The organism is Nocardioides sp. Soil774, from assembly GCF_001428125.1.
Lineage (GTDB): Bacteria > Actinomycetota > Actinomycetes > Propionibacteriales > Nocardioidaceae > Nocardioides.
This window is the reverse complement of record NZ_LMSM01000008.1, coordinates 1-19,134: the sequence shown is the minus strand read 5'-3', so window position 1 is coordinate 19,134 and position 19,134 is coordinate 1. Positions and strand designations below refer to the sequence as shown.

The following is a 19,134-nucleotide window of genomic DNA, read 5'->3' as shown; positions in this document are numbered from 1 at the left end:
GCGTTCGTGACCTGGACCGATCGGCTGCGAGCGCTGCGCATGGACGTCTCGCCGCTGCGTGGGTCGCGCGACTTCCGCCTGCTGTTCACCGCGGGCAGCGTGTTCTACCTCGGCAGCATGGTGGCCTACGTCGCCGTCCCGTTCGCGATCTACGACCTGACCGGCTCCAACCTGATGGTCGGCCTCGTCGGTCTCGTCGAGCTGGGTCCGCTCGTCGTCTTCGGGCTCTACGGCGGCGCGCTGGCCGACCACGTCGACCGGCGCCGGCTGCTGGTGGCGACGGGCGCGGTGCAGGTGGTGCTGATGGCCGTCTTCGCCGTCAACGCCTTCTCCGACCGGCCCCGGGTGTGGGTGATCTTCGTGCTGGCCGGCCTCTACGCCGCGGCGAGCTCGATGCAGCGCCCGTCGCGCGAGGCCCTGGAGCCGCGCACGGTGCGCCACGACCAGATCGCCGCCGCCAACGCGCTCAGCAGCTTCGCGATGCAGCTCGGGGTCCTGGTCGGACCGCTCATCGGAGGCCTGCTCGTCGCCTACGCCGGCGTCGGGTGGTGCTTCCTCGTCGGCATGGCGGGGTACGCCGTCGCGACCGGCCTGTTCGCGGCGATGCGGCCCTACCCGCACGACGGCGAGACCACGCCGCCCAGCCTGCGCGGCATCCAGGAGGGCCTGACGTACGCACTGCGCCGGCGCGACCTGCTCGGCACCTACGTCGTCGACATCGCGGCGATGATGCTCGCCATCCCCGTCGTGCTCTTCCCCGCGCTGGCCCACGAGGTCTTCGAGCGCCCGGAGCTGCTCGGGGTGCTCTACTCCGCCGAGACGGTCGGCGCGCTGGTCGCCACGGCGCTGAGCGGCTGGGTCGGGCGCGTCCACCACCACGGGCGCGCCATCGTCATCGCGGCCAGCCTCTACGGCGCCTGCATCGCACTGGCCGGCCTGATGCCGTCGTTCTGGCTGTGCTGCGCCTTCCTCGCCCTCTCGGGGGCCGCCGACATGGTGTCCGCGGTGTTCCGCTCGACGGTGTGGAACCAGACCATCCCCGACACCATGCGCGGGCGCCTCGCGGGCATCGAGATGTTGTCCTACTCGCTCGGGCCGATGGCCGGTGAGACCCGGGCGGGCTTCGTCGCCGACGCCTGGTCGGTGCGCGGGTCGATCGTCAGCGGCGGGGCGGCGTGCGTGGTCGGCGTGCTGCTGACCGCCGCGGCGCTGCGCGACTTCTGGTCCTACGACTCGCGCACCGACCCGTACGCCGTCGCAGAGCGGGAGCGTCGCAGCGCGGGCGCCGGCGGCCCGACCTAGCCCGTCCTAGCCCCACCGGTCGTCGAGGTCGACCGGCGTGCCCTGCTCGGCGGCCGGGGCGCTCGGCTGCGCGACGAGGCGGGGTCGACCGGCCTCGGCGTCGGCGAGGGTGCGCGCGGCACGGTCGGCCTGCGCCTGCTCACGGTCGGCGACGGCGTCGGCGTCGCGTGCCTCGACTCGCGCCTCGACCAGCTCGCGGTGGAGGGCCGCGACCTTGTCGGCCTGGGCCTGGACCTCCTCGGGCGGCCGCTCGGCCAGGACCAGCTCCTCGAGGTCGCCGAGGGCGGTCTGCTCGCGACGCTTGAGCGCCTCGACGGTGTGCCGCGCGGAGTCAGCGGCGTCGTGGGCGTCGACGGCGTCCATCGCCTCGTCGGCCGCTTCGCGGCGCAGGTCGCCGAAGTCGACCTGCCGCCCGCCGCCGGCGACGAACGCCGCGCGATCGCGATCGGGGTGGACGTCCGCGAAGTCGGCGAGCGCCCGCACGAGGTCTCGCGTGCTCGCCCGCCGGGCGTCACGGAGCTCGACCTTCGTGTCGAAGCACTGCCGGTAGGCCTTCCACGCGTGGTCCCAGGCGTCGACCTCCTGCTGCGGCGCGTCGTCGGCCAGGGTCTCGACGGGTGGCCAGATGCGGTGGTCGCGGACCTCGAGACCGGCGGAGACGGCGTAGGCACGCAGCTGCTCGAGACCCTCGCGGTGGCGGCGCAGCACGTCGGAGTAGTCGTTGATGGCGCGTCCGAGGCCGCGCAGCTTGTCGCGCACCGCTGCCGACTCGTCGTGGCGATGGGCGGCGCGGGTGCGCAGCGTGTCGGCGGCCTCGCCGGAGAAGACCTCCTCCGAGAGCGAGGCGGTGCGGTCGAAGGCGTCGACGGCGAGCTCCACCTTGGCGCCGAGGCGGCGCACGGAGTCGCCGTAGGCGTCGACCTGGTCGGGCTCGAGCCAGTGGTAGCGGCACCCGACGGGGTCGCCGAAGCGCAGGGTGTCCTGCTGGGCCTCGATCGCGTCGACGAGCACCTTGGTCATGGCGTCACCCGATCGAGGCGCGCGGCGACCTGCGCGGCCTCACCCACCATGAGGTCGAGCTCGTCGAAGTCGATGATCGAGTCGTCGATCGCGCCGGCGACCGAGCGGCAGCGCCGCGCCACCTGCTCGGCGTCCGCGACGAGGCTGCGCACGCCCTCGACCAGCAGGTCGCGCCAGGGGAAGTCGGCTGCCGGGTGGTCGATCTCGCCGAGCGCGGACCGCAGGTCCTCGCGGGCGGAGTCGAGGTCCTCCTTGGCGCCGCGCAGCGCCCGCTGGTTGATCGCGATCGGCCTCATGCCGATCTTCTGCCCCGATGGACGGTGCCGAAACCCCAGATGGTGCGGCTGTGGATCACCTCGTGGGCGTGGCCCGGACAGCCCTCAGACGTGTCCGCTGAGCTGGGCCAGGCGCAGCTCGAGCCGCCCGAGCAGGTCCGTGCAGGCCTGCTCCGGCGCGGAGGACTTCCGCCCACCGGTCTGCGCGCACACCGGCAGCACGTCGATCGAGAGCTTCGCGCCACCGGCCAGCGCGCGCAGCTCGTCGAGCTTGTCGCCGAACGGCGAGCCGCTGCCGGGCGAGTAGTAGTGCACGGCCGCGTCGACGTCGTCGGCGAAGAGGTCGGCCTTGGTGACCGCGATGACCAACCAGGTGGGCCGCTCGCGCCGCACGGCCATGCCCGCGATGCGGTGGGCGGTGATCGACCAGTCCTCGAGCTCCGCGGCGAGCTGCTGCTCGCGGGTCGCGGAGGCGGCCCCGGTCGTGCCGGCCGTGCGGCGCGGCGTGGCGTGGCCGTTGGCCACCACGTGCAGGACGCCGTCGACGGGCTCGTCGTGGAAGAGCTCGTCGAGCGCGCCGAGCCGGGTGGCGGCGTTCTCGCCCGGCACGACCCGGAAGCGGTAGCCGCGCAGCCGCGCGTCGCGGCGCGTACGTCGCTCCATGACCGCCGAGCCGACGTCCGGGCCGCCCTCTGCCGAGGACTCGGCGCTCGCGCGTCGGGAGAGACGGTCGGCGAGCCGGGTCTTGCCGACGCCCGTCATGCCGGTCACCGCGACCGTCGGGTAGCGGTGGCGCAGCAGGCGTGAGGCGCGCTCGGGCGCCTGGGACAGCGCGGCCAGGGCACCCCCGGCGATCGTCGTGCCGATGGCTGCCCTGCCGTGTCGCAACGGTGACTGCATGGGGCCATCCTGCCTGCCGCGCGGCTGCCGCCGACGCGGACCCGGGCGCGGGTGCCTGCCGCGGTTGGCCACGCGAGCAGTCGTCTTGGATGATGGGGGCGCTCCGTCCCGCCACTGGAAGGTCGTCATGGACACCGAGAACCGTCCCGTCCTGACCGGGCTCATCGCCCTCGTCGGCGTCGCCGTGGTCATCGGGCTGCTCGGGGGACTCGCGGTGATCGTCGGGGTCAAGGCCACGGGCATCGGTGGATCGTCCGACGCCGGGTCGAGCGGTGGCGCGGCCTCCACCTTCAACCTGCCCAAGCCGACCGACACCGGCAGCGCGTCGGCGACGCAGGAGCCGGAGCAGCCGTCGGAGAGCCAGTCCACGTCGGAGGCGCCGGCCGAGGCCATCTCGCTGTCCGCCACGCAGCAGTCAGTGAGCCCGATGCAGCAGATCGACCTGACCGGGACCTACCCGGCCGGAGAGGGCGCGATCCTGCAGGTGCAGCGCTTCGAGGACGGTGCCTGGTCGGACTTCCCGGTCACGGCGCCCGTGATCGGCGGCACCTTCACGACGTACGTCCAGACCAGCCGGGTCGGCCCCAACAAGTTCCGCGTGGTCGACACCGACTCCGAGGCGATCTCCAACGAGGTCACCGTCACGGTCGGCTGACGCCGGACGTACGGTCGCGGTCGACCCTGCGGGTCCACAGGCCCACCCAGCCGGCACCGGCCAGGCCGAACACGCCGACCACCAGGCACGCGGTCGCGAGCGGGGCCACGGCGGCGACCGCACCGACGAGGAGCGGCCCGCCGGTGTTGCCGATGTCGCCGCACAGCCGCCACGCGCCGAGGAACTGCGACCTGCCCTCCGCGGGAGCGGCGTCGGCGCCCAGCGTCATCACGATGCCCGAGCCCAGCCCGTTGCCGCTGGCGATGAGTGCCATCACCAGCGCCACGCCGAGCGCGGAGGTCGCCAGCGGCAGGAGCAGGCAGGCCACCGCCATGGACAGCACGACCGGCACGGCGACCACCATCCGGCCTCGGGTGTCCATCAGCCACCCGCCCGGCCACATGAAGGCGACGTCGAGGGCGGCGGCGCCGGCGAAGATCAGCGACGTCGTCGAGGCCGACAGGCCGATGTGGTCGGCCCACAGCGGCAGCAGGCTCAGGCGCAGCGACCGGCTCGTGCCCAGGACGATCACGGCCGTGCCGAGCGTGAGGAGCAGGCGGCGGTGCGCCGCGATCACCGTCCACACGCCCAGGTGCCCGCTCGTGCGCGCCCGCTCCCTCGTCTCCTCGCCCAGGTCGGGCATCGTCGAGGCGAGCAGCGAGGCGCCCACCGACATCGCCGCGCCGAGCCAGAAGACGCTGGTCAGGTCGGTGAGCCGGATCAGCCCGGCGCCCAGCAGCGGACCGATCAGCACGCCGACCCGGTAGGACCCGCCGAGCAACGACATCGCCCGCGCCCGGTGGCTGGCCGGCACGACGTCGATCATGAAGCCCTGGCGCGCGATCAGGAAGAGCGTCCAGCACACCCCGCTCAGCAGCACGCCGAGCGCGAGCCCGAGGACCGTGTCGGTCAGTGCGGCGTACGACATCGCGGCCGCGTCGACGAAGCCCGCCGCGACGAGTGCCCGGCGCTCGCCGACGCGTGCCACCAGGGCACCGGCGGGCAGGCTCGCGAGGAGCATCCCGACGCCGGTGAGCGCGACGATGACGGCCGCGGTGCTGACGTCGGCACCGAGGTCGCGGGCGCGGAGGGCCAGGACCGGCATGATCGCGCCGTGCCCGACGGCCGAGACGACCGAGGGGCCGTAGGCCACCAGCGCGATGTCGCGGAACCGGAAGTCGGTCTGGCTCGCCCCCGTGGTCACCCGGACACGCTACGTGCTGGCCCGGGCGGTGCGTGAGGAGTGTTCCGCGGGTGGGAAAGCCGCCTCACGCACCGCTCAGCAGGGACGTACGCCGCGAGCGGTGCGTGAGGAGGATTCACGGGTCCCGGAATCCCCCTCACGCACCGCTCAGCGGAGGATCAGGGGATCCAGTCGAACGCGTCGGGGTTCGGGCCCAGCCGCCCGGCCTCGCCGCGGTCGAGCCCGTCGAGGGCCGCCATGTGGGAGGGCTCGAGCTCGAAGTCGAAGATCTCGAAGTTCTGGCGCATCCGGTCGGGGTTCATCGACTTGGGGAAGACGATGTCGCCGCGCTGCACGTGCCAGCGGAGCGTGACCTGGGCCGGCGTACGACCCACGAGCGAGGCGACCTCGCCGATGGTGTCGTCGTCGGCCACCGTGCCCTTCGCGATCGGCGACCACGCCTCGGTGAGCACGCCGTGGCGCCGGTTGGCCGCCCGGACGTCGGAGTTGGCGAAGAACGGGTGCACCTCGACCTGGTTGACGACCGGGACCACACCGGTCTCCTCGACGATGCGGTCGAGGTGGGCGGGCTGGAAGTTCGAGACGCCGATGCTGCGGGTCTTCCCGGCCTCCTGCGCCTCGATCAGGGCGCGCCACGTCTGGACGAAGTCGCCGTCGTACTTCGTCGGCAGCGGCCAGTGGATGAGGAACAGGTCGACCTGGTCGAGGCCGAGGCGCTCCAGCGAGGCGTCGATCTCGCGGCGCGCGTCGTCGGGGCGGTGGAAGCCGTTGTTGAGCTTGGTCGTCACGTAGATCTCGTCACGGGCCAGGCCGGAGTCGCGGATCGCCGCGCCGACGCCCGCCTCGTTGCCGTACATCTGAGCGGTGTCGATGTGGCGGTAGCCGGCCTCGAAGGCCTGCGCGACCGTGGCCGCGGTCTCCGGCGGCGGCACCTGGAAGACGCCGAAGCCGAGCTGGGGGATGGACGTGCCGTCGTGGAGGTCGAGGTTCGGGACAGTCATGCCTATCCCTACGCCACCCGCGCCCGACGTATTCCGCGAGCCACCCGGGCGGGTGCCGTCATAGGCTCGGCCGGTGACCCACGACACCGACGCCCAGCCCCGCCCGATCGACCTCCCGGGGGCGGGTGACTGGCTCGCCTGGGTCGCCGGTCGCTGCGAGGGCGAGCTCGCCGAGGCCCGGGCCCGGGTCGAGCAGGTGAAGGTCGCGACGGGTGCGACCGAGGTGCTTGGTGCGTGGAACTCCGCGCAGACCGCGATCGCCAACGCCGACGCCGTGTCGCTGTGGGCCGAGGTGCACCCCGACGCCGCGGTGCGCGGTCGTGCCGACGAGCTGAGCCAGCAGGTGCAGAAGTACGTCACCGAGCTCGGGCAGGACCGCGACCTGTTCGACGTGTTCGACCGGCTGGCGGCCTCGCCGGAGGCCGGCGACCTCGAGGCCGACGCCGCCCGCGTCCTCGCGCACACGCTGCGCGACTTCCGCCGCACCGGCGTCGACCGTGACCAGGCGACGCGCGACCGCCTCCGCGAGCTGAGCGAGCAGGGCGTGCGCCTCTCGCAGGACTTCGGCCGCAACATCCGCGAGGACGTCCGGTCGATCCGCATCGCGCCCGAGCGCCTGGCCGGGCTGCCCGACGACTACCGCGCGGCGCACCCCGCGGACGACGACGGCCTGGTCACCATCACGACCGACTACCCCGACCTGGTGCCGTTCATGACGTTCGGCGCCGACGGCGAGGCGCGCCGCGAGCTGGCGCTGGCGCAGAACAACGTGGCCTGGCCCGCCAACGACCAGGTGCTCCAGGACCTGCTGGCCGTGCGCCGCGAGACCGCCGGCCTGCTGGGCTACTCGTCGTGGCCCGACTACGACACCGAGGTCAAGATGATCGGGTCGGGGCAGAACGTCGCCGACTTCATCGAGCGCATCAGCGTCACGGCCCACGAGCGCGCCGTCGCCGAGCTCGCTGTGCTGCTGGAGCGCAAGCGGGTCGACGCACCGGGGGCCGAGGCCGTCGAGACCTACGACTCGCGCCACTACTCCGAGCTCGTCCGTCGCGAGCAGTACGACGTCGACGGCCAGGTCGTGCGCACCTACTTCGACTTCGAGCGGGTGCGGCAGGGCCTCCTCGACGTCACCGGCCGGTTGTTCGGCCTCGAGTGGACCCCCGTCGCACAGTCCGAGGCGGGCACCTGGCACGAGGAGGTCGCCACCTACGACGTCGGTCTCGACGGGGCGCGGATCGGGCGCATCCACCTCGACCTCCACCCGCGCGAGGGCAAGTTCAAGCACGCCGCGCAGTTCGACCTGGTGCGGGGCGTCGCGGGCGTTCAGCTGCCCGAGGGCGTGCTGGTCTGCAACTTCAGCCGCGGCGTGATGGAGCACGACGAGGTGGTGACCCTGTTCCACGAGTTCGGCCACCTCGTGCACCACGTGCTGGGCGGCCAGGGGGAGTGGGTGCGCTTCTCGGGCGTGGCCACGGAGTGGGACTTCGTTGAGGCGCCCAGCCAGATGCTGGAGGAGTGGGCCTGGGACGCCGACGTGCTGGCGACCTTCGCGCGCGACGCGGCGGGCGAGACGATCCCGGCCGACCTCGTCGCGGCGATGCGGCGCGCGGACCAGTTCGGCAAGGGCCTCTACGCCGCCCAGCAGATGTCCTACGCCGCCCGGTCCTACTTCTTCCACGCCGGGGAGCACGACGACCTGACGGCGTACGGCGACGAGCTGCAGCGCCGCTACTCGGTGTTCCCGCCGCTCGAGGGCGCGCACATGCACTGCGCCTTCGGCCACCTCGACGGCTACTCCTCGGGCTACTACACCTACATGTGGTCGCTGGTGATCGCCAAGGACCTCTTCTCGGCCTTCGACACGAGTGACATGTTCGCGCCAGCCGTGGCGACCGCCTACCGCGACAAAGTGCTCGCGATGGGCGGTCGCCGCGACGCGGCCGACCTGGTGGCCGACTTCCTGGGTCGGCCCTACTCCTTCGACGCCTGGCAGGCGTGGCTGGTCGAGTAGCCGGCGGAGCAGGGGCGACCCGCGGCTCAGCTCGTCGTGACGGCGGTGTCGTCGACGACGAAGCTGGTCTGCAGCGAGGAGTCCTCGTTCATCAGGAAGCGCACGGTGATCGTCGTCCCGCGGTAGGCCAGCAGGCTGTGCGAGAACTGGGCGTACGTCGCGCTCGTGCCCACGTTGCTGAAGGTCTTGAGCGTGGTCGTGGTGGTGCCGCTGACGACCTGCACCTTCATCGTGTCGTACGCCGTCGTGCCGGTCTCGGCGGTGTCGGTGCGGATCCAGTAGGACAGCGACGCCGCGCTGGCGGTGGACGGGATCGTCACCTGCTGGGAGAGGTTCTCCGTCGAGGTGGTGCCGTTGCCGCCGAGCCAGGCCTTCCACGACCCGGTGCGCGCCGGGCGCGAGGTGCTGGTCGTGATCGCGCCGGTGGTGCCGGCCCAGCCCGTCGCGCCGGACTCGAAGCCCGGGTTGGCGAGCAGGTTGGCACCGCCCGGGGGCGGCGCGGTGGTGCCGAAGTCCTTGTCGGCGTAGAGCCACACCATGTGGCCGATCATGTCGATGTTGCGGTCCAGCGCGGTGGCGTTGATGTTGGCGATCGTGTCGCAGGACCGGTGGTAGCAGGCATCGAACGCGGCGCCGGCCGTCCCGCCCCACTTCGAGGCCTGCGCGGACGTCTTGATGGTCTCGCCACCGCTGTACATGCCGGTCGTGGCGATGCCGTAGCTGCGGAACGACGCGTGGTCCGAACGGCCCTGCACGTCGATGTACTCCCAGGGGATGCCCTTGGAGGTGTAGTAGGCCGCCATCGCGTCACGGGCGAAGTTGCCGACCGCGTTGTCGTCGTAGACGAAGTAGCCGGGGTTGGGCGAGCCGACCATGTCGTAGTTCATGTAGAGGTCGATGCGGTCCTTGTCGGCCGTCGGCAGCAACGACATGTACTTGTTGGAGCCGAGCAGGCCCTGCTCCTCCGCGCCCCACCACGCGAAGCGCAGGTGGTTGCGCGAGGTGTTGCCGCTCGCCGCCCACTGCAGCGCGGCCTCGAGGACCGCCGCGGAGCCGGTGCCGTTGTCGTTGATGCCGGCGCCGGCCGAGACGCTGTCGAGGTGGGCGCCGGTCATCACGACGTGCTCGGGGTCGCCGCCCGGCCAGTCGGCGACGAGGTTGTACGACGTCCCCGACGAGGTCGAGAACGACTGCACCGCGGTGGTGTAGCCGACCGCGTCGAGCTTGGCCTTCACCCAGTCCAGCGAGGCCTTGTAGCCCGGGCGGCCGGTGGCGCGGTTGCCGCCGTTGGCGGTGGCGATGTCCTGCAGCTTCTGCAGGTGGACGGTGACGTTGGTGACGCTGAGGTCGGGCGCGGTGGCCGCCTCGGCAGGCGAGCTGGTGCCGGCGAGCGTGACGCCGGTCAGGGTGGCGGCGAGGGTGGACGCCGCGACGGCGGTGAGCGCCGTCGTACGGAGTGAGCGCATGGGGATCTCCCGAGAGGTGGGCAGGGCTGGGGACGGAGAACGGGGCGGGGCAGCAGCGCTGCCCCGCCCCGTCCGGCGGTGCTAGTTCACGACTGGGACGTCAGGAGACGTTCAGCGCGGTGTCGTCGACCACGAAGCTCGTCTGGAGCGAGGAGTCCTCGGTCATGGTGAAGCGGATGGTGACCGTCTTGCCCTTGTAGGCGGTGAGGCTGTGCGAGTACTGGGTGTAGGTCGCGTTGGTGCCCACGTTGGTGAAGGTCTTGAGCGTGGTGACGGTCGAGCCGTCCACGACCTGCACCCGCATGTTGTCGTACGCGGTCGTGCCGGACTCGGCGGTGTCGGTGCGGATCCAGTACGACAGCGTGGCCGCGGTCGCCGTGGAGGGGATGGCCACCGACTGGTTGATGGTCTCGGTGCTGGTGGTGCCGTTGCCGCCGAGCCATGCCTTGTAGGACCCGGTGCGGGCCGGGCGGCCGGTGTTGGTGGTGATCACGCCGGTGTTGCCGGTCCACACGGTCGCGCCGGACTCGAAGCCCGGGTTGCCGAGGAGCTGGCCGCCGGTGGGCGGGGGCGTGGTGGTGCCACCGCAGGTCGGGTCACCGGTCTGGGCGGGAACGTTCACGGCGTTCCACGCAGCCTTGGTGGAGTTGAAGAGGCCACAGGTCGAGTCGAGGTTCTTCGCCGCGGTGAGGGTCCAGGTGCGGTACTTCAGGTAGGACGCGGAGCTGGTCTTCATCAGCATCGCGTTGTACATGATCTTCATGGCGTTCTGGACGCCGACGCCGCTCACGGCCTGGCCGTTGCACTTCGACGTGCCGCCGTTGGCGAGCAGGTACCACCAGTGGTCACCAGGGCCGGCCGCGGCGTGGACCTCGGCGGTGGGGATGGAGCTGGAGTAGCACGACGGGTCGCCCACGTTGCCCGGGTTGGACATGTCGCGGATCGGGCCCGCGCCGACGAGGTTGACCTCCTCGCCGATGGTGTAGTCGGCCGGGTCGGCCGGGTTGTTCGCGTAGAACTCGGTCGCCGTGCCGAAGGTGTCGGCGACGAACTCCTGGGTGCCGTTGCTCGAGATGCCGCCCGGGGTCTTGTCGTCGATGCCGTGGCCGAACTCGTGGGCCACGACGTCCATGGCGCCGATCCACTCGTTGGTGCCCTGGCGGTGCCCGATCTGCACCTGGGTGCCGTCGTAGTAGGCGTTGACGTCGGCGAGGCCGACGCGGATCGGCACCCAGCCGCCCGAGCCGTTCATGCCGCTGCGCCCGAGCCAGTTGGCGAGCATGAGGCGCTCCTGCTCGGCGCTGTAGAACGCGTCGACGCAGCCCGTCTCCTTGTTGGTGGCCACGCCGTTGCCCCAGGCGTTGTCGGTGCCGGAGAACGTCACGTTGGTGGCGGCGTCCTGGCACTTCAGGGTGGTGGCGTTGGTGTTGGTCATCGAGTACGACGTGCCCGAGCCGGAGGTCGGGATGGAGACCGAGCCCTCCCAGGCGCCGGTGCCGGTGCCGTGCGCGATCTGCTCGCGCGACTCCAGGACCTCTCCGTTGTCGGCGTCGATCCAGGCGCGCTGCCAGGAGACCTCGCCGTCCTTGGTGCCGCGCACCTCGACCTCGTAGGCCAGCTTGGTGCCGGCCTCACGGTGCCAGATGACCAGCTCGGGGGTGGAGGTCTCCGCGCCCTGGTCGGCCAGCGTGCGGGCGGCCGCCGTGGCGCGGGCGGCGGGGATCTTGGGCGTGGTGCTGGCGAGGTCGACCGGGGAGTCCTGGGCGACGGACGAGCCGACGACCTGGCCGTCACCGTTGGCCAGGACGACGAAGTCGCCACCGACCACGCGCAGGCCCTCGTGGGTGCGCTCGTAGGCGACCGAGTAGATGTCGGCCGCACCGGTGTAGGTGCCGGCGCGGACGAACGCGTCCTGGGAGGAGCGCTCGAGCGCGTTGCCGTGGCCCTGGACCCAGGCGGCGGCCGCCTGCTGGGCCTCGAGGCGGGGGTTGCCCGCCGCGGGAGCGGCATCGGCCGGGGTGACGGTCGGTGCCAGGAAGGACGCAACGACCGCAGCCGATGCGACACCGGCCAGTGCGGCCAGTCGGAGAGATTTCACTGGGGTTTTTCCAATCGTGAGATCGAGCCGGCGGCCCGAGGGGGATTGGTGAAGCGGACCAGTGCACAAGTTCGCAATCCAAGGCGACCACCGTCAATGGCGGTTGATCTGCAGGTTCGTGCAACGCGAGAACCTGCACGACACGGGTCTGGCGTCCGATAATCGGGGACGCGCGCGATTCCCGTGCCGCGAAGCGGTCAGTGGCGCAGAACCGCGGGTCGCGCGGGCTCGACGCTCGCGATTCGGTCGGCGACGGCAGCGCCGAACTCGCGGTGCCCGGCCTCGGTGAGGTGCAGGCGGTCGGCGAGGTAGTCGAGGTCGAGGTCGCTCGTGGCGACGTAGGGGACGCCGTAGTCGCGCGACAGCCCGGCCAGCAGTGCGTCGACCCGCGGCACCGCGCGCGAGCGGACGGGTGCGCTCGCGGGGCCCACGACGACGACCGGGTGCCCGGCGAGATCGGCCATGAGGTCACGGAACCCCGCGGTGATCGCGGCGGTCGGCTGGTCGTAGTCGTTGAGGCCGCCCTCGACCACGACGACCTGGGGCCGGGTGCCGAGTGCGGTGGACGCGCGGTCGGCGAACGAGACGGCGCCGCACACGCTCGCGCGGGCACTGAAGCCCGAGCCCGAGAAGCCGGCCACGTGCACCTCGCCGGGCAGGTCGCGGGCCCACGACGCGCCGAGGTCGTCCTGCCCGAGCCCGACCGACCAGGAGTCGCCGATCACCAGCACCCGCTCCCCGGAGCCGGTCACGATGCTTGCGCGCTCACGGGCGTCGGCGCGGTGCTGCTGGCACCGCGCGAGGCCGGCGCCTGCGCGGTCGTCGACGTAGAAGGCCATCAGCGCGGCGAGGACGACCGCGATGACTGAGACGCCGACGACCCGACGCAGGCCTACCCCCTGGAGCACGAGAGAAGTGTGCGTCCTCGGGCCCCCGTCGCGAAGCCGAACCGACCCCTGATTCCCCCTGATTTCGATGGAGCGGGCGGGGGCGGTGCCGGAAACCCCCGGGCAGTGGCGATCGGCCCGCCCTAGGCTGCGCCGCATGACGGCTGACCCCCTCCTGACGGCGTACGACGACCAGCTCCGCACCGACGCCGAGATGGCCAGGGCCCACGAGGTGGTGCGCGACGGCCCGCTGTGGTGGGCGGTCTTCGAGCACGGGGGGTTCGTGTCCTACCGCGACCTCGGCGGCCTCGAGGGCGCGGCGCTCGACGCCGCCATCGGCCGCACCCTCGCGCACTACCGCGACGACACGGCCGTGGCGTCGTTCGAGTGGAAGTCGCGGGGGCACGACCGGCCGGCCGACCTCGGCGAGCGGCTCGTCGCCAACGGGCTGGTCGCCGAACCGGTGGAGACGGTGATGATCGGCGAGGCGGCGCTGCTCGCGGTCGACGTGCCGCTGGACCCCGGGGTCGTGGTGCGGCAGATCGAGCCGGGTCCGGGGGCGGAGGCCGACGTGGCCCGGATGAAGCAGGCGCAGGACTCGGTCTTCGGCACCGGTCGCGGCCCCTCGGTCGCGTCGTCGCTCGCCGAGCTCGAGGCCGGGGCGGCCGAGCTCTGGGTGGCCGAGGTCGAGGGCCGAGTGGTCTGCGCGGGCCGCCTCACGCCCGTCGCGGGCACCGAGTTCGCGGGGATCTGGGGCGGATCGACGCTGCCCGACTTCCGCGGCCGCGGCATCTACCGCGCGCTCGTCGCCGCCCGGGCCGGCTCCGCCGTGGCCCGGGGGATCCGCTACATCCACTCCGACTGCACCGACATGTCGCGTCCGATCCTCGAGCGCTCGGGGCTGCGGCCGGTGACGACCACGACGCCCTACGTCTGGACCCGCTGACCTGGCCTGACCCGTCATCCGCCGCGTCCACGGCGGGGTTGAGCGGACCTTTGGTCGCTCGACGCACGCGATGCCGCGCCACGGCGTGCGTCAGGCGACCAATGGTCCGCTCGAGTCGCAAAATACTTCGCGCCCCCGGGAACATCCGCGGGGATCCTGCGTTCTACCCTGTGAGCAGACTTGAGTCGCACCGACTCAACTGTTTTGCCTCCTCCGGCTCAGCGCGGCAGGATGGCTCACAACGGCAGATCCCACGCAGAACCCCAGCAGGAGGTAGCAACCATGGCTCGAGCGGTCGGCATCGACCTCGGCACGACGAACAGCGTCGTGGCGGTCCTCGAAGGTGGCGAACCCACCGTCATCGCCAACGCCGAAGGCGCCCGGACCACCCCGTCCGTCGTGGCCTTCACCAAGTCCGGCGAGGTCCTCGTCGGCGAGGTCGCCAAGCGACAGGCGGTCACCAACGTCGACCGCACCATCCGGTCGGTCAAGCGCCACATGGGCGAGGACTGGAAGGTGGACATCGACGACAAGTCGTTCACCCCCCAGCAGATCAGCGCCTTCGTGCTGCAGAAGCTCAAGCGCGACGCGGAGGCCTACCTCGGCGAGACCGTGACCGACGCGGTCATCACCGTCCCGGCGTACTTCTCCGACGCCCAGCGCCAGGCGACCAAGGAGGCGGGCGAGATCGCCGGCCTCAACGTCAGCCGCATCGTCAACGAGCCCACCGCGGCCGCGCTGGCCTACGGCCTCGACAAGGGCGAGGACCAGACGATCCTGGTCTTCGACCTCGGTGGCGGCACGTTCGACGTGTCCCTGCTCGAGATCGGCGAGGGCGTCGTCGAGGTCAAGGCGACCTCCGGTGACAACCACCTCGGTGGCGACGACTGGGACAACCGGGTCGTCGAGTGGATGGTCAAGAAGTTCAAGGACAGCAACGGCGTCGACCTCGCGGCCGACAAGATCGCCAAGCAGCGCCTCCAGGAGGCCGCGGAGAAGGCGAAGATCGAGCTGTCGTCCTCGAGCGAGACCACGATCCACCTGCCCTACATCACCCACGGCGAGTCCGGCCCGCTCCACTTCGAGGAGAAGCTGACGCGCTCGGAGTTCCAGAAGCAGACCGCCGACCTGCTCGAGCGCACCAAGGCGCCGTTCCAGTCGGTGCTCAAGGACGGCGGCGTCGCGGTCTCCAACATCGACCACGTGGTCCTCGTCGGCGGCTCGACCCGCATGCCGGCCGTGACCGAGGTCGTCAAGGAGCTGCTCGGCGGCAAGGAGCCCAACAAGGGCGTCAACCCCGACGAGGTCGTCGCCGTGGGCGCTGCGCTGCAGGCCGGCGTGCTCAAGGGCGAGGTCAAGGACGTGCTGCTCCTCGACGTCACCCCGCTCTCGCTCGGCATCGAGACCAAGGGCGGCGTGATGACCACGCTCATCGAGCGCAACACCACGATCCCGACCAAGCGCTCGGAGATCTTCACCACCGCCGACGACAACCAGCCGTCGGTCGAGATCAAGGTCGCCCAGGGCGAGCGCCAGATGTGGTCGCAGAACCAGCCGCTCGGCAACTTCGAGCTGACCGGCCTCCCGCCGGCCCCGCGCGGCGTGCCGAAGATCGAGGTCACCTTCGACATCGACGCCAACGGCATCGTGCACGTCTCGGCCAAGGACCAGGCGTCGGGCCGTGAGCAGTCGATGACCATCTCCGGTGGCTCCGCGCTCGGCAAGGACGAGATCGACCGCATGGTCAAGGAGGCCGAGCAGTACGCCGAGGAGGACGCCCGGCGTCGCGAGGCCGTCGAGGCCCGCAACCAGGGCGACCAGCTGGTCTACACGACCGAGAAGTTCCTCGCCGACAACGCCGAGAAGCTCCCCGAGGACGTCAAGACCGAGGTCCAGGGCGACGTCGACGCGCTCAAGGAGACCCTCGCCAAGGAGGACTCCACCTCCGACGAGATCACCGCGGCGGTCACCAAGCTCGGCGAGTCGAGCCAGAAGATGGGCGCGGCGATGTACGCCGCCGCGGAGGCCGACCAGGCCGCCGCGGGTGGTGCCACCGGGGCGACCGGCGAGTCCGACGACGACGTCGTCGACGCCGAGATCGTCGACGAGCCCACCGAGGGCGACGCCGCCGAGGGTGAGTCCAAGTGACCCGTCGCCCCGACGAGCCCACCCCGGGCACCGAGGCGTACGACCTCCCGGAGGGGGAGCCCACCGCGGCTCCCTCTCCGGAGGGCGGCTTCGGCGACGTGGCCGGAGAGGCCCCGGCGCAGACCGAGGTCGAGGAGCAGGTCGCCGGTGACGCCGTCGCCGGCGACACCCCCGGCACCGCCGAGGAGGGCCCCGGGCCCGATGCCGACACCGAGGTCGACGAGCTCGGCGCGATGAAGGGCTCGCTGGCCGACCTGACCAACGACCTCCAGCGCCTGCAGGCCGAGTACGCCAACTACCGCAAGCGCGTCGACCGTGACCGCCAGCTGGTCGCGGAGAACGCCGCCTACAAGGCGCTCGCGCCGGTGGTCGAGGTGCTCGACACCATCGACCGCGCCAAGGAGCACGACGAGCTCGACGGCGGCTTCAAGGCCGTCGCCGACCAGCTCGAGCGCGTGGTCGCGGCCGCGGGTCTCGTGCGCTTCGGCGAGCCCGGCGACGCCTTCGACCCCACCCTGCACGAGGCGCTGAGCCACCTCGGCACCGACGCGGACGTCGAGGTGACCACCGTCAAGCACGTCGCCAAGGGCGGCTACCGGCTCGGTGACCGCGTCGTGCGCGCGGCGCAGGTGCTCGTGGTCGACCCGGCCGACGGCTGACCGGGACAGGTTGCACGGAGTGAAGGAGGGGAGGTCCGTCCATGGCTGACACCGACGGTTTCCGCAACGACTGGGCGACCAAGGACTTCTACCAGGTCCTCGGGGTGGCCAAGGACGCGAGCGCGGCCGACATCAAGAAGGCCTACCGCAAGCTGGCCCGCGAGAACCACCCCGACTCCAACCCCGGCAACGACGCCAAGCACGAGAAGTTCAAGGCCGTCGCCGAGGCCTACGACGTGGTGGGCGACGAGGCCAAGCGCGCCAAGTACGACGAGTTCCGCTCGTTGCAGGCGCGTGGCGGCTTCGGCGCCGGCATGGGCGGCGGCACGGGAGGTGGCGGCTTCGGCGGCGGTGGCTTCTCCATGGACGACCTGTTGCGTGACCGCGGGGCGGGCGGGCTCGGCGACATGTTCGGCGACCTGTTCGGCGGCGGCCAGCGCACGCGCGGCCAGCAGCAGCCCCGGGCCCGGCGCGGCGCCGACGTGGAGAGCACGGCGACGATCTCCTTCACCGACGCGCTCGACGGCGTGACGGTGTCGCTGCGGCTCACCTCCGACACCGCCTGCGCCACCTGCCAGGGCACGGGCGGCAAGCCCGGCACGCGTCCGCACATCTGCCCGCAGTGCGACGGCGCGGGCTTCGTGGTGGCGGGCTCCGGCGGGGCGTTCTCGATCAACGAGACCTGCCCGGCGTGCGGTGGTCGCCAGCTCGTCTACGACGAGGCCTGCCCGACCTGCCACGGCAGCGGTCGCGGCACCTCGGCACGCTCGATCCAGGCGCGCATCCCCGCCGGCGTCAAGGACGGCGCGAGGATCCGGCTCAAGGGCAAGGGCGCCCCGGGTGACCACGGCGGGCCCGCGGGTGACCTGTTCGTCACCGTCAAGGTCGCCCCGCACCGTGTCTTCGGTCGCAAGGGCGACAACCTGACCCTCGACGTCCCGGTCTCCTTCGACGAGGCCGCCCTCGGTGCCGAGGTCAAGATCCCGACCCTCGGCGGAGGCCCGGTGACGCTCAAGGTCCCGGCCGGCACGCCCAACGGACGCACCTTCCGCGTGCGCGGCAAGGGCGCCACCAAGCGCGACGGCTCGCGCGGCGACCTGCTCGCCACCGTCGAGGTGCAGGTGCCCTCCCACCTCGACCCGACCGCGCGCGAGGCCGTCGAGGCCTACCGTGCGGCCATGGCCGGCAAGCCGCTGCGCAGCGGGCTCTTCGAGGGAGCGAGCTGATGAGCACGTTCGGCTCGCCGTCCCCGGATGCGGCCGTCTACGTCATCAGCGTCGCCGCCGAGCTCACCGGCCTGCACCCGCAGACCCTGCGCGCCTACGAGCGGATGGGCCTCATCGCTCCGGGCCGCACCGGTGGCGGCGGGCGGCGCTACTCCCACCGCGACCTCGAGCGGCTGCGCGAGATCGCCGACCTCACCAGCGCCGGCATCGGCATCGAGGGCGTGCGCCGCATCATGGACCTCGAGAACCAGGTCGACGCCCTGCGCGCGCGCAACGAGGAGCTCGTGGCCGAGCTCGATGCCGTACGCCGCGGGCTGGCCGCGCGCGCCTCGCTGGCCCCGGCCAACAAGCTGCCGGTGCTGCACCAGGCCGTCGGCCAGTCGCTGGTCGTCTGGCGCCGGGGCAGCTGACGGTGCCGCGCATCGACCGCGCCACCGTCGACGTGCCGGCGACGCCGGAGCAGGTGTACGCCGCTTTCGTCGACGCCGACGTCCTCGCGGAGTGGCTGCCCCCGGAGGGCATGCGCGGTGAGCTGTGCGACGCGCGGCTGCGCGAGGGTGGCGGGTTCACCATGACGCTCCACTACCGCGATGCGTCAGGTGGGCGCGGCAAGACGACCGACGACACCGACGTCTCGCGCGTGGTGATCGACGAGCTGGTCCAGGGCGAGCGGGTCGTGTGGGGCGTGGAGTTCGATTCCGACGACCCAGACAACGCCGGTCGGATGACCATGACGTGGACCTTCACTGCGGGCGACTCGGGTGGCACGCGGGTCGCGGTCGACGTGACCGACGTACCTCCCGGGATCGACGCCGAGGCGCACCAGGAGGGCCTCGACGCGTCTCTGGCCAACCTCAGGGCCTGGCTCGAGCGCTGACCGCTGCCCCGGGTGTCCGAGGCTCCGCATAGGGTCAGGGGGTGAGCGAACGATGAGCAAGATGGACAACCTGCGCGCCATGCGCGAGGCCAAGTACGCCGAGGCCCAGAAGCGTGCCGGCTCGGCGCCCGCCCGCTCCCGGGCGGCCGTGCCTCCGGCTGCGCCTGCCGCGAAGAAGTCTGCGGAGAAGCCGGCCCCGGCGGCGGCCGAGCCCTCGGCGAGCGAGGAGCTCTGCGGCCACCGCAACATGAGCGGGCGCACCTGCACCCGCGAGGCGGGCCACGCGGCGAAGAGCCACCGCTACTCCTGACCGAGGTCCCTTCCGCGGCTGCAGCGGTGGTCCACCTACCTTTCCGGGCCGGCGGATTCAAGCGGTGGATGCAACACCGGTTGGTTTTGGTGGGTTTGACAGTAGTTCGTCGAGTGCTTGTGCTGGTGTCCTCCAGCCGAGGGTCT

The 19,134-nt window shown here is 72.0% G+C and carries 18 protein-coding genes; 10 read left to right on the top strand and 8 right to left on the bottom strand.

Annotated features, from left to right (window positions below):
• Positions 1-6: 6 nt before the first annotated feature.
• Positions 7-1,302, top strand: a complete 1,296-nt coding sequence (locus ASG76_RS11375; RefSeq protein ID WP_235529550.1) for an MFS transporter — start codon at positions 7-9, stop codon at positions 1,300-1,302.
• A gap of 6 nt (positions 1,303-1,308) precedes the next feature.
• On the opposite strand, the gene ASG76_RS11370 is transcribed toward ASG76_RS11375, so the two are convergent.
• The 3 genes from ASG76_RS11370 to ASG76_RS11360 all read right to left on the bottom strand — a co-directional run bounded on the left by ASG76_RS11370 (position 1,309) and on the right by ASG76_RS11360 (position 3,497).
• Positions 1,309-2,322, bottom strand: a complete 1,014-nt coding sequence (locus ASG76_RS11370) for a hypothetical protein (RefSeq protein WP_056602959.1) — start codon at positions 2,320-2,322, stop codon at positions 1,309-1,311.
• Entirely contained in the window at positions 2,319-2,618 is a 300-nt protein-coding gene (locus tag ASG76_RS11365; protein ID WP_056602955.1) for a hypothetical protein, read from the bottom strand. Before ASG76_RS11365 ends, ASG76_RS11370 begins: the two co-directional genes overlap by 4 nt.
• An 84-nt stretch (positions 2,619-2,702) precedes the next feature.
• Positions 2,703-3,497 carry a hypothetical protein gene (locus tag ASG76_RS11360; protein WP_056602952.1) on the bottom strand — a complete coding sequence of 265 codons (795 nt, stop codon included), beginning with the start codon at positions 3,495-3,497 and terminating at the stop codon, positions 2,703-2,705.
• Between the two features lie 127 nt (positions 3,498-3,624).
• Here ASG76_RS11360 and ASG76_RS11355 point away from each other — a divergent pair, with 127 nt between their 5' ends.
• The gene (locus ASG76_RS11355; RefSeq protein ID WP_056602949.1) at positions 3,625-4,152 is read left to right on the top strand and encodes a hypothetical protein; all 528 of its coding nucleotides are present in this window, start codon (positions 3,625-3,627) and stop codon (positions 4,150-4,152) included.
• On the opposite strand, the gene ASG76_RS11350 is transcribed toward ASG76_RS11355, so the two are convergent.
• Both ASG76_RS11350 and ASG76_RS11345 read right to left on the bottom strand, forming a co-directional pair.
• Positions 4,139-5,356 carry an MFS transporter gene (locus tag ASG76_RS11350; protein WP_056602946.1) on the bottom strand — a complete coding sequence of 406 codons (1,218 nt, stop codon included), beginning with the start codon at positions 5,354-5,356 and terminating at the stop codon, positions 4,139-4,141. The two genes, ASG76_RS11355 and ASG76_RS11350, sit on opposite strands and share 14 nt — an antisense overlap.
• Before the next feature lie 158 nt (positions 5,357-5,514).
• A complete protein-coding gene (locus ASG76_RS11345; RefSeq protein WP_056602943.1) occupies positions 5,515-6,357 on the bottom strand; it encodes an aldo/keto reductase in 843 nt (280 codons plus the stop codon).
• A 73-nt stretch (positions 6,358-6,430) separates the two neighbouring features.
• Between ASG76_RS11345 and ASG76_RS11340 the strand changes: the two genes are divergently transcribed.
• On the top strand, positions 6,431-8,371 hold the full coding sequence (locus ASG76_RS11340; RefSeq protein ID WP_056602940.1) for a M3 family metallopeptidase: 1,941 nt from the start codon (positions 6,431-6,433) through the stop codon (positions 8,369-8,371).
• Positions 8,372-8,397: 26 nt separating this feature from the next.
• On the opposite strand, the gene ASG76_RS11335 is transcribed toward ASG76_RS11340, so the two are convergent.
• The 3 genes from ASG76_RS11335 to ASG76_RS11325 form a co-directional block, all read right to left on the bottom strand.
• The gene (locus tag ASG76_RS11335) at positions 8,398-9,837 is read right to left on the bottom strand and encodes a M28 family metallopeptidase (protein ID WP_056602937.1); all 1,440 of its coding nucleotides are present in this window, start codon (positions 9,835-9,837) and stop codon (positions 8,398-8,400) included.
• Between the two features lie 100 nt (positions 9,838-9,937).
• Positions 9,938-11,935, bottom strand: coding sequence for a M4 family metallopeptidase (locus tag ASG76_RS11330; protein WP_056602934.1), 1,998 nt, complete (start codon positions 11,933-11,935; stop codon positions 9,938-9,940).
• A gap of 197 nt (positions 11,936-12,132) precedes the next feature.
• Positions 12,133-12,843 (bottom strand): SGNH/GDSL hydrolase family protein, encoded by a 711-nt coding sequence (locus ASG76_RS11325; protein WP_056602932.1) that lies wholly within the window; start codon positions 12,841-12,843, stop codon positions 12,133-12,135.
• Between the two features lie 136 nt (positions 12,844-12,979).
• Between ASG76_RS11325 and ASG76_RS11320 the strand changes: the two genes are divergently transcribed.
• The 7 genes from ASG76_RS11320 to ASG76_RS11290 all read left to right on the top strand — a co-directional run bounded on the left by ASG76_RS11320 (position 12,980) and on the right by ASG76_RS11290 (position 18,988).
• Entirely contained in the window at positions 12,980-13,768 is a 789-nt protein-coding gene (locus tag ASG76_RS11320; RefSeq protein ID WP_056602929.1) for a GNAT family N-acetyltransferase, read from the top strand.
• Positions 13,769-14,050: 282 nt separating this feature from the next.
• Positions 14,051-15,916, top strand: coding sequence for a molecular chaperone DnaK (gene dnaK / locus ASG76_RS11315; RefSeq protein ID WP_056602924.1), 1,866 nt, complete (start codon positions 14,051-14,053; stop codon positions 15,914-15,916).
• Positions 15,913-16,575: a nucleotide exchange factor GrpE gene (gene grpE / locus ASG76_RS19600; RefSeq protein ID WP_235529548.1), complete on the top strand. Its 663-nt coding sequence runs from the start codon at positions 15,913-15,915 to the stop codon at positions 16,573-16,575. The genes dnaK and grpE overlap by 4 nt, the downstream gene beginning before the upstream one ends.
• A gap of 41 nt (positions 16,576-16,616) precedes the next feature.
• The gene (gene dnaJ / locus ASG76_RS11305) at positions 16,617-17,801 is read left to right on the top strand and encodes a molecular chaperone DnaJ (protein WP_056602922.1); all 1,185 of its coding nucleotides are present in this window, start codon (positions 16,617-16,619) and stop codon (positions 17,799-17,801) included.
• Complete coding sequence (locus ASG76_RS11300; RefSeq protein ID WP_056602920.1) at positions 17,801-18,211, top strand: heat shock protein transcriptional repressor HspR; 411 nt, start codon at positions 17,801-17,803, stop codon at positions 18,209-18,211. The genes dnaJ and ASG76_RS11300 overlap by 1 nt, the downstream gene beginning before the upstream one ends.
• A gap of 2 nt (positions 18,212-18,213) precedes the next feature.
• Positions 18,214-18,678, top strand: a complete 465-nt coding sequence (locus ASG76_RS11295) for an SRPBCC domain-containing protein (RefSeq protein WP_056602917.1) — start codon at positions 18,214-18,216, stop codon at positions 18,676-18,678.
• 52 nt (positions 18,679-18,730) lie between these two features.
• Positions 18,731-18,988: a hypothetical protein gene (locus tag ASG76_RS11290; RefSeq protein ID WP_056602914.1), complete on the top strand. Its 258-nt coding sequence runs from the start codon at positions 18,731-18,733 to the stop codon at positions 18,986-18,988.
• Positions 18,989-19,134: the final 146 nt, after the last annotated feature.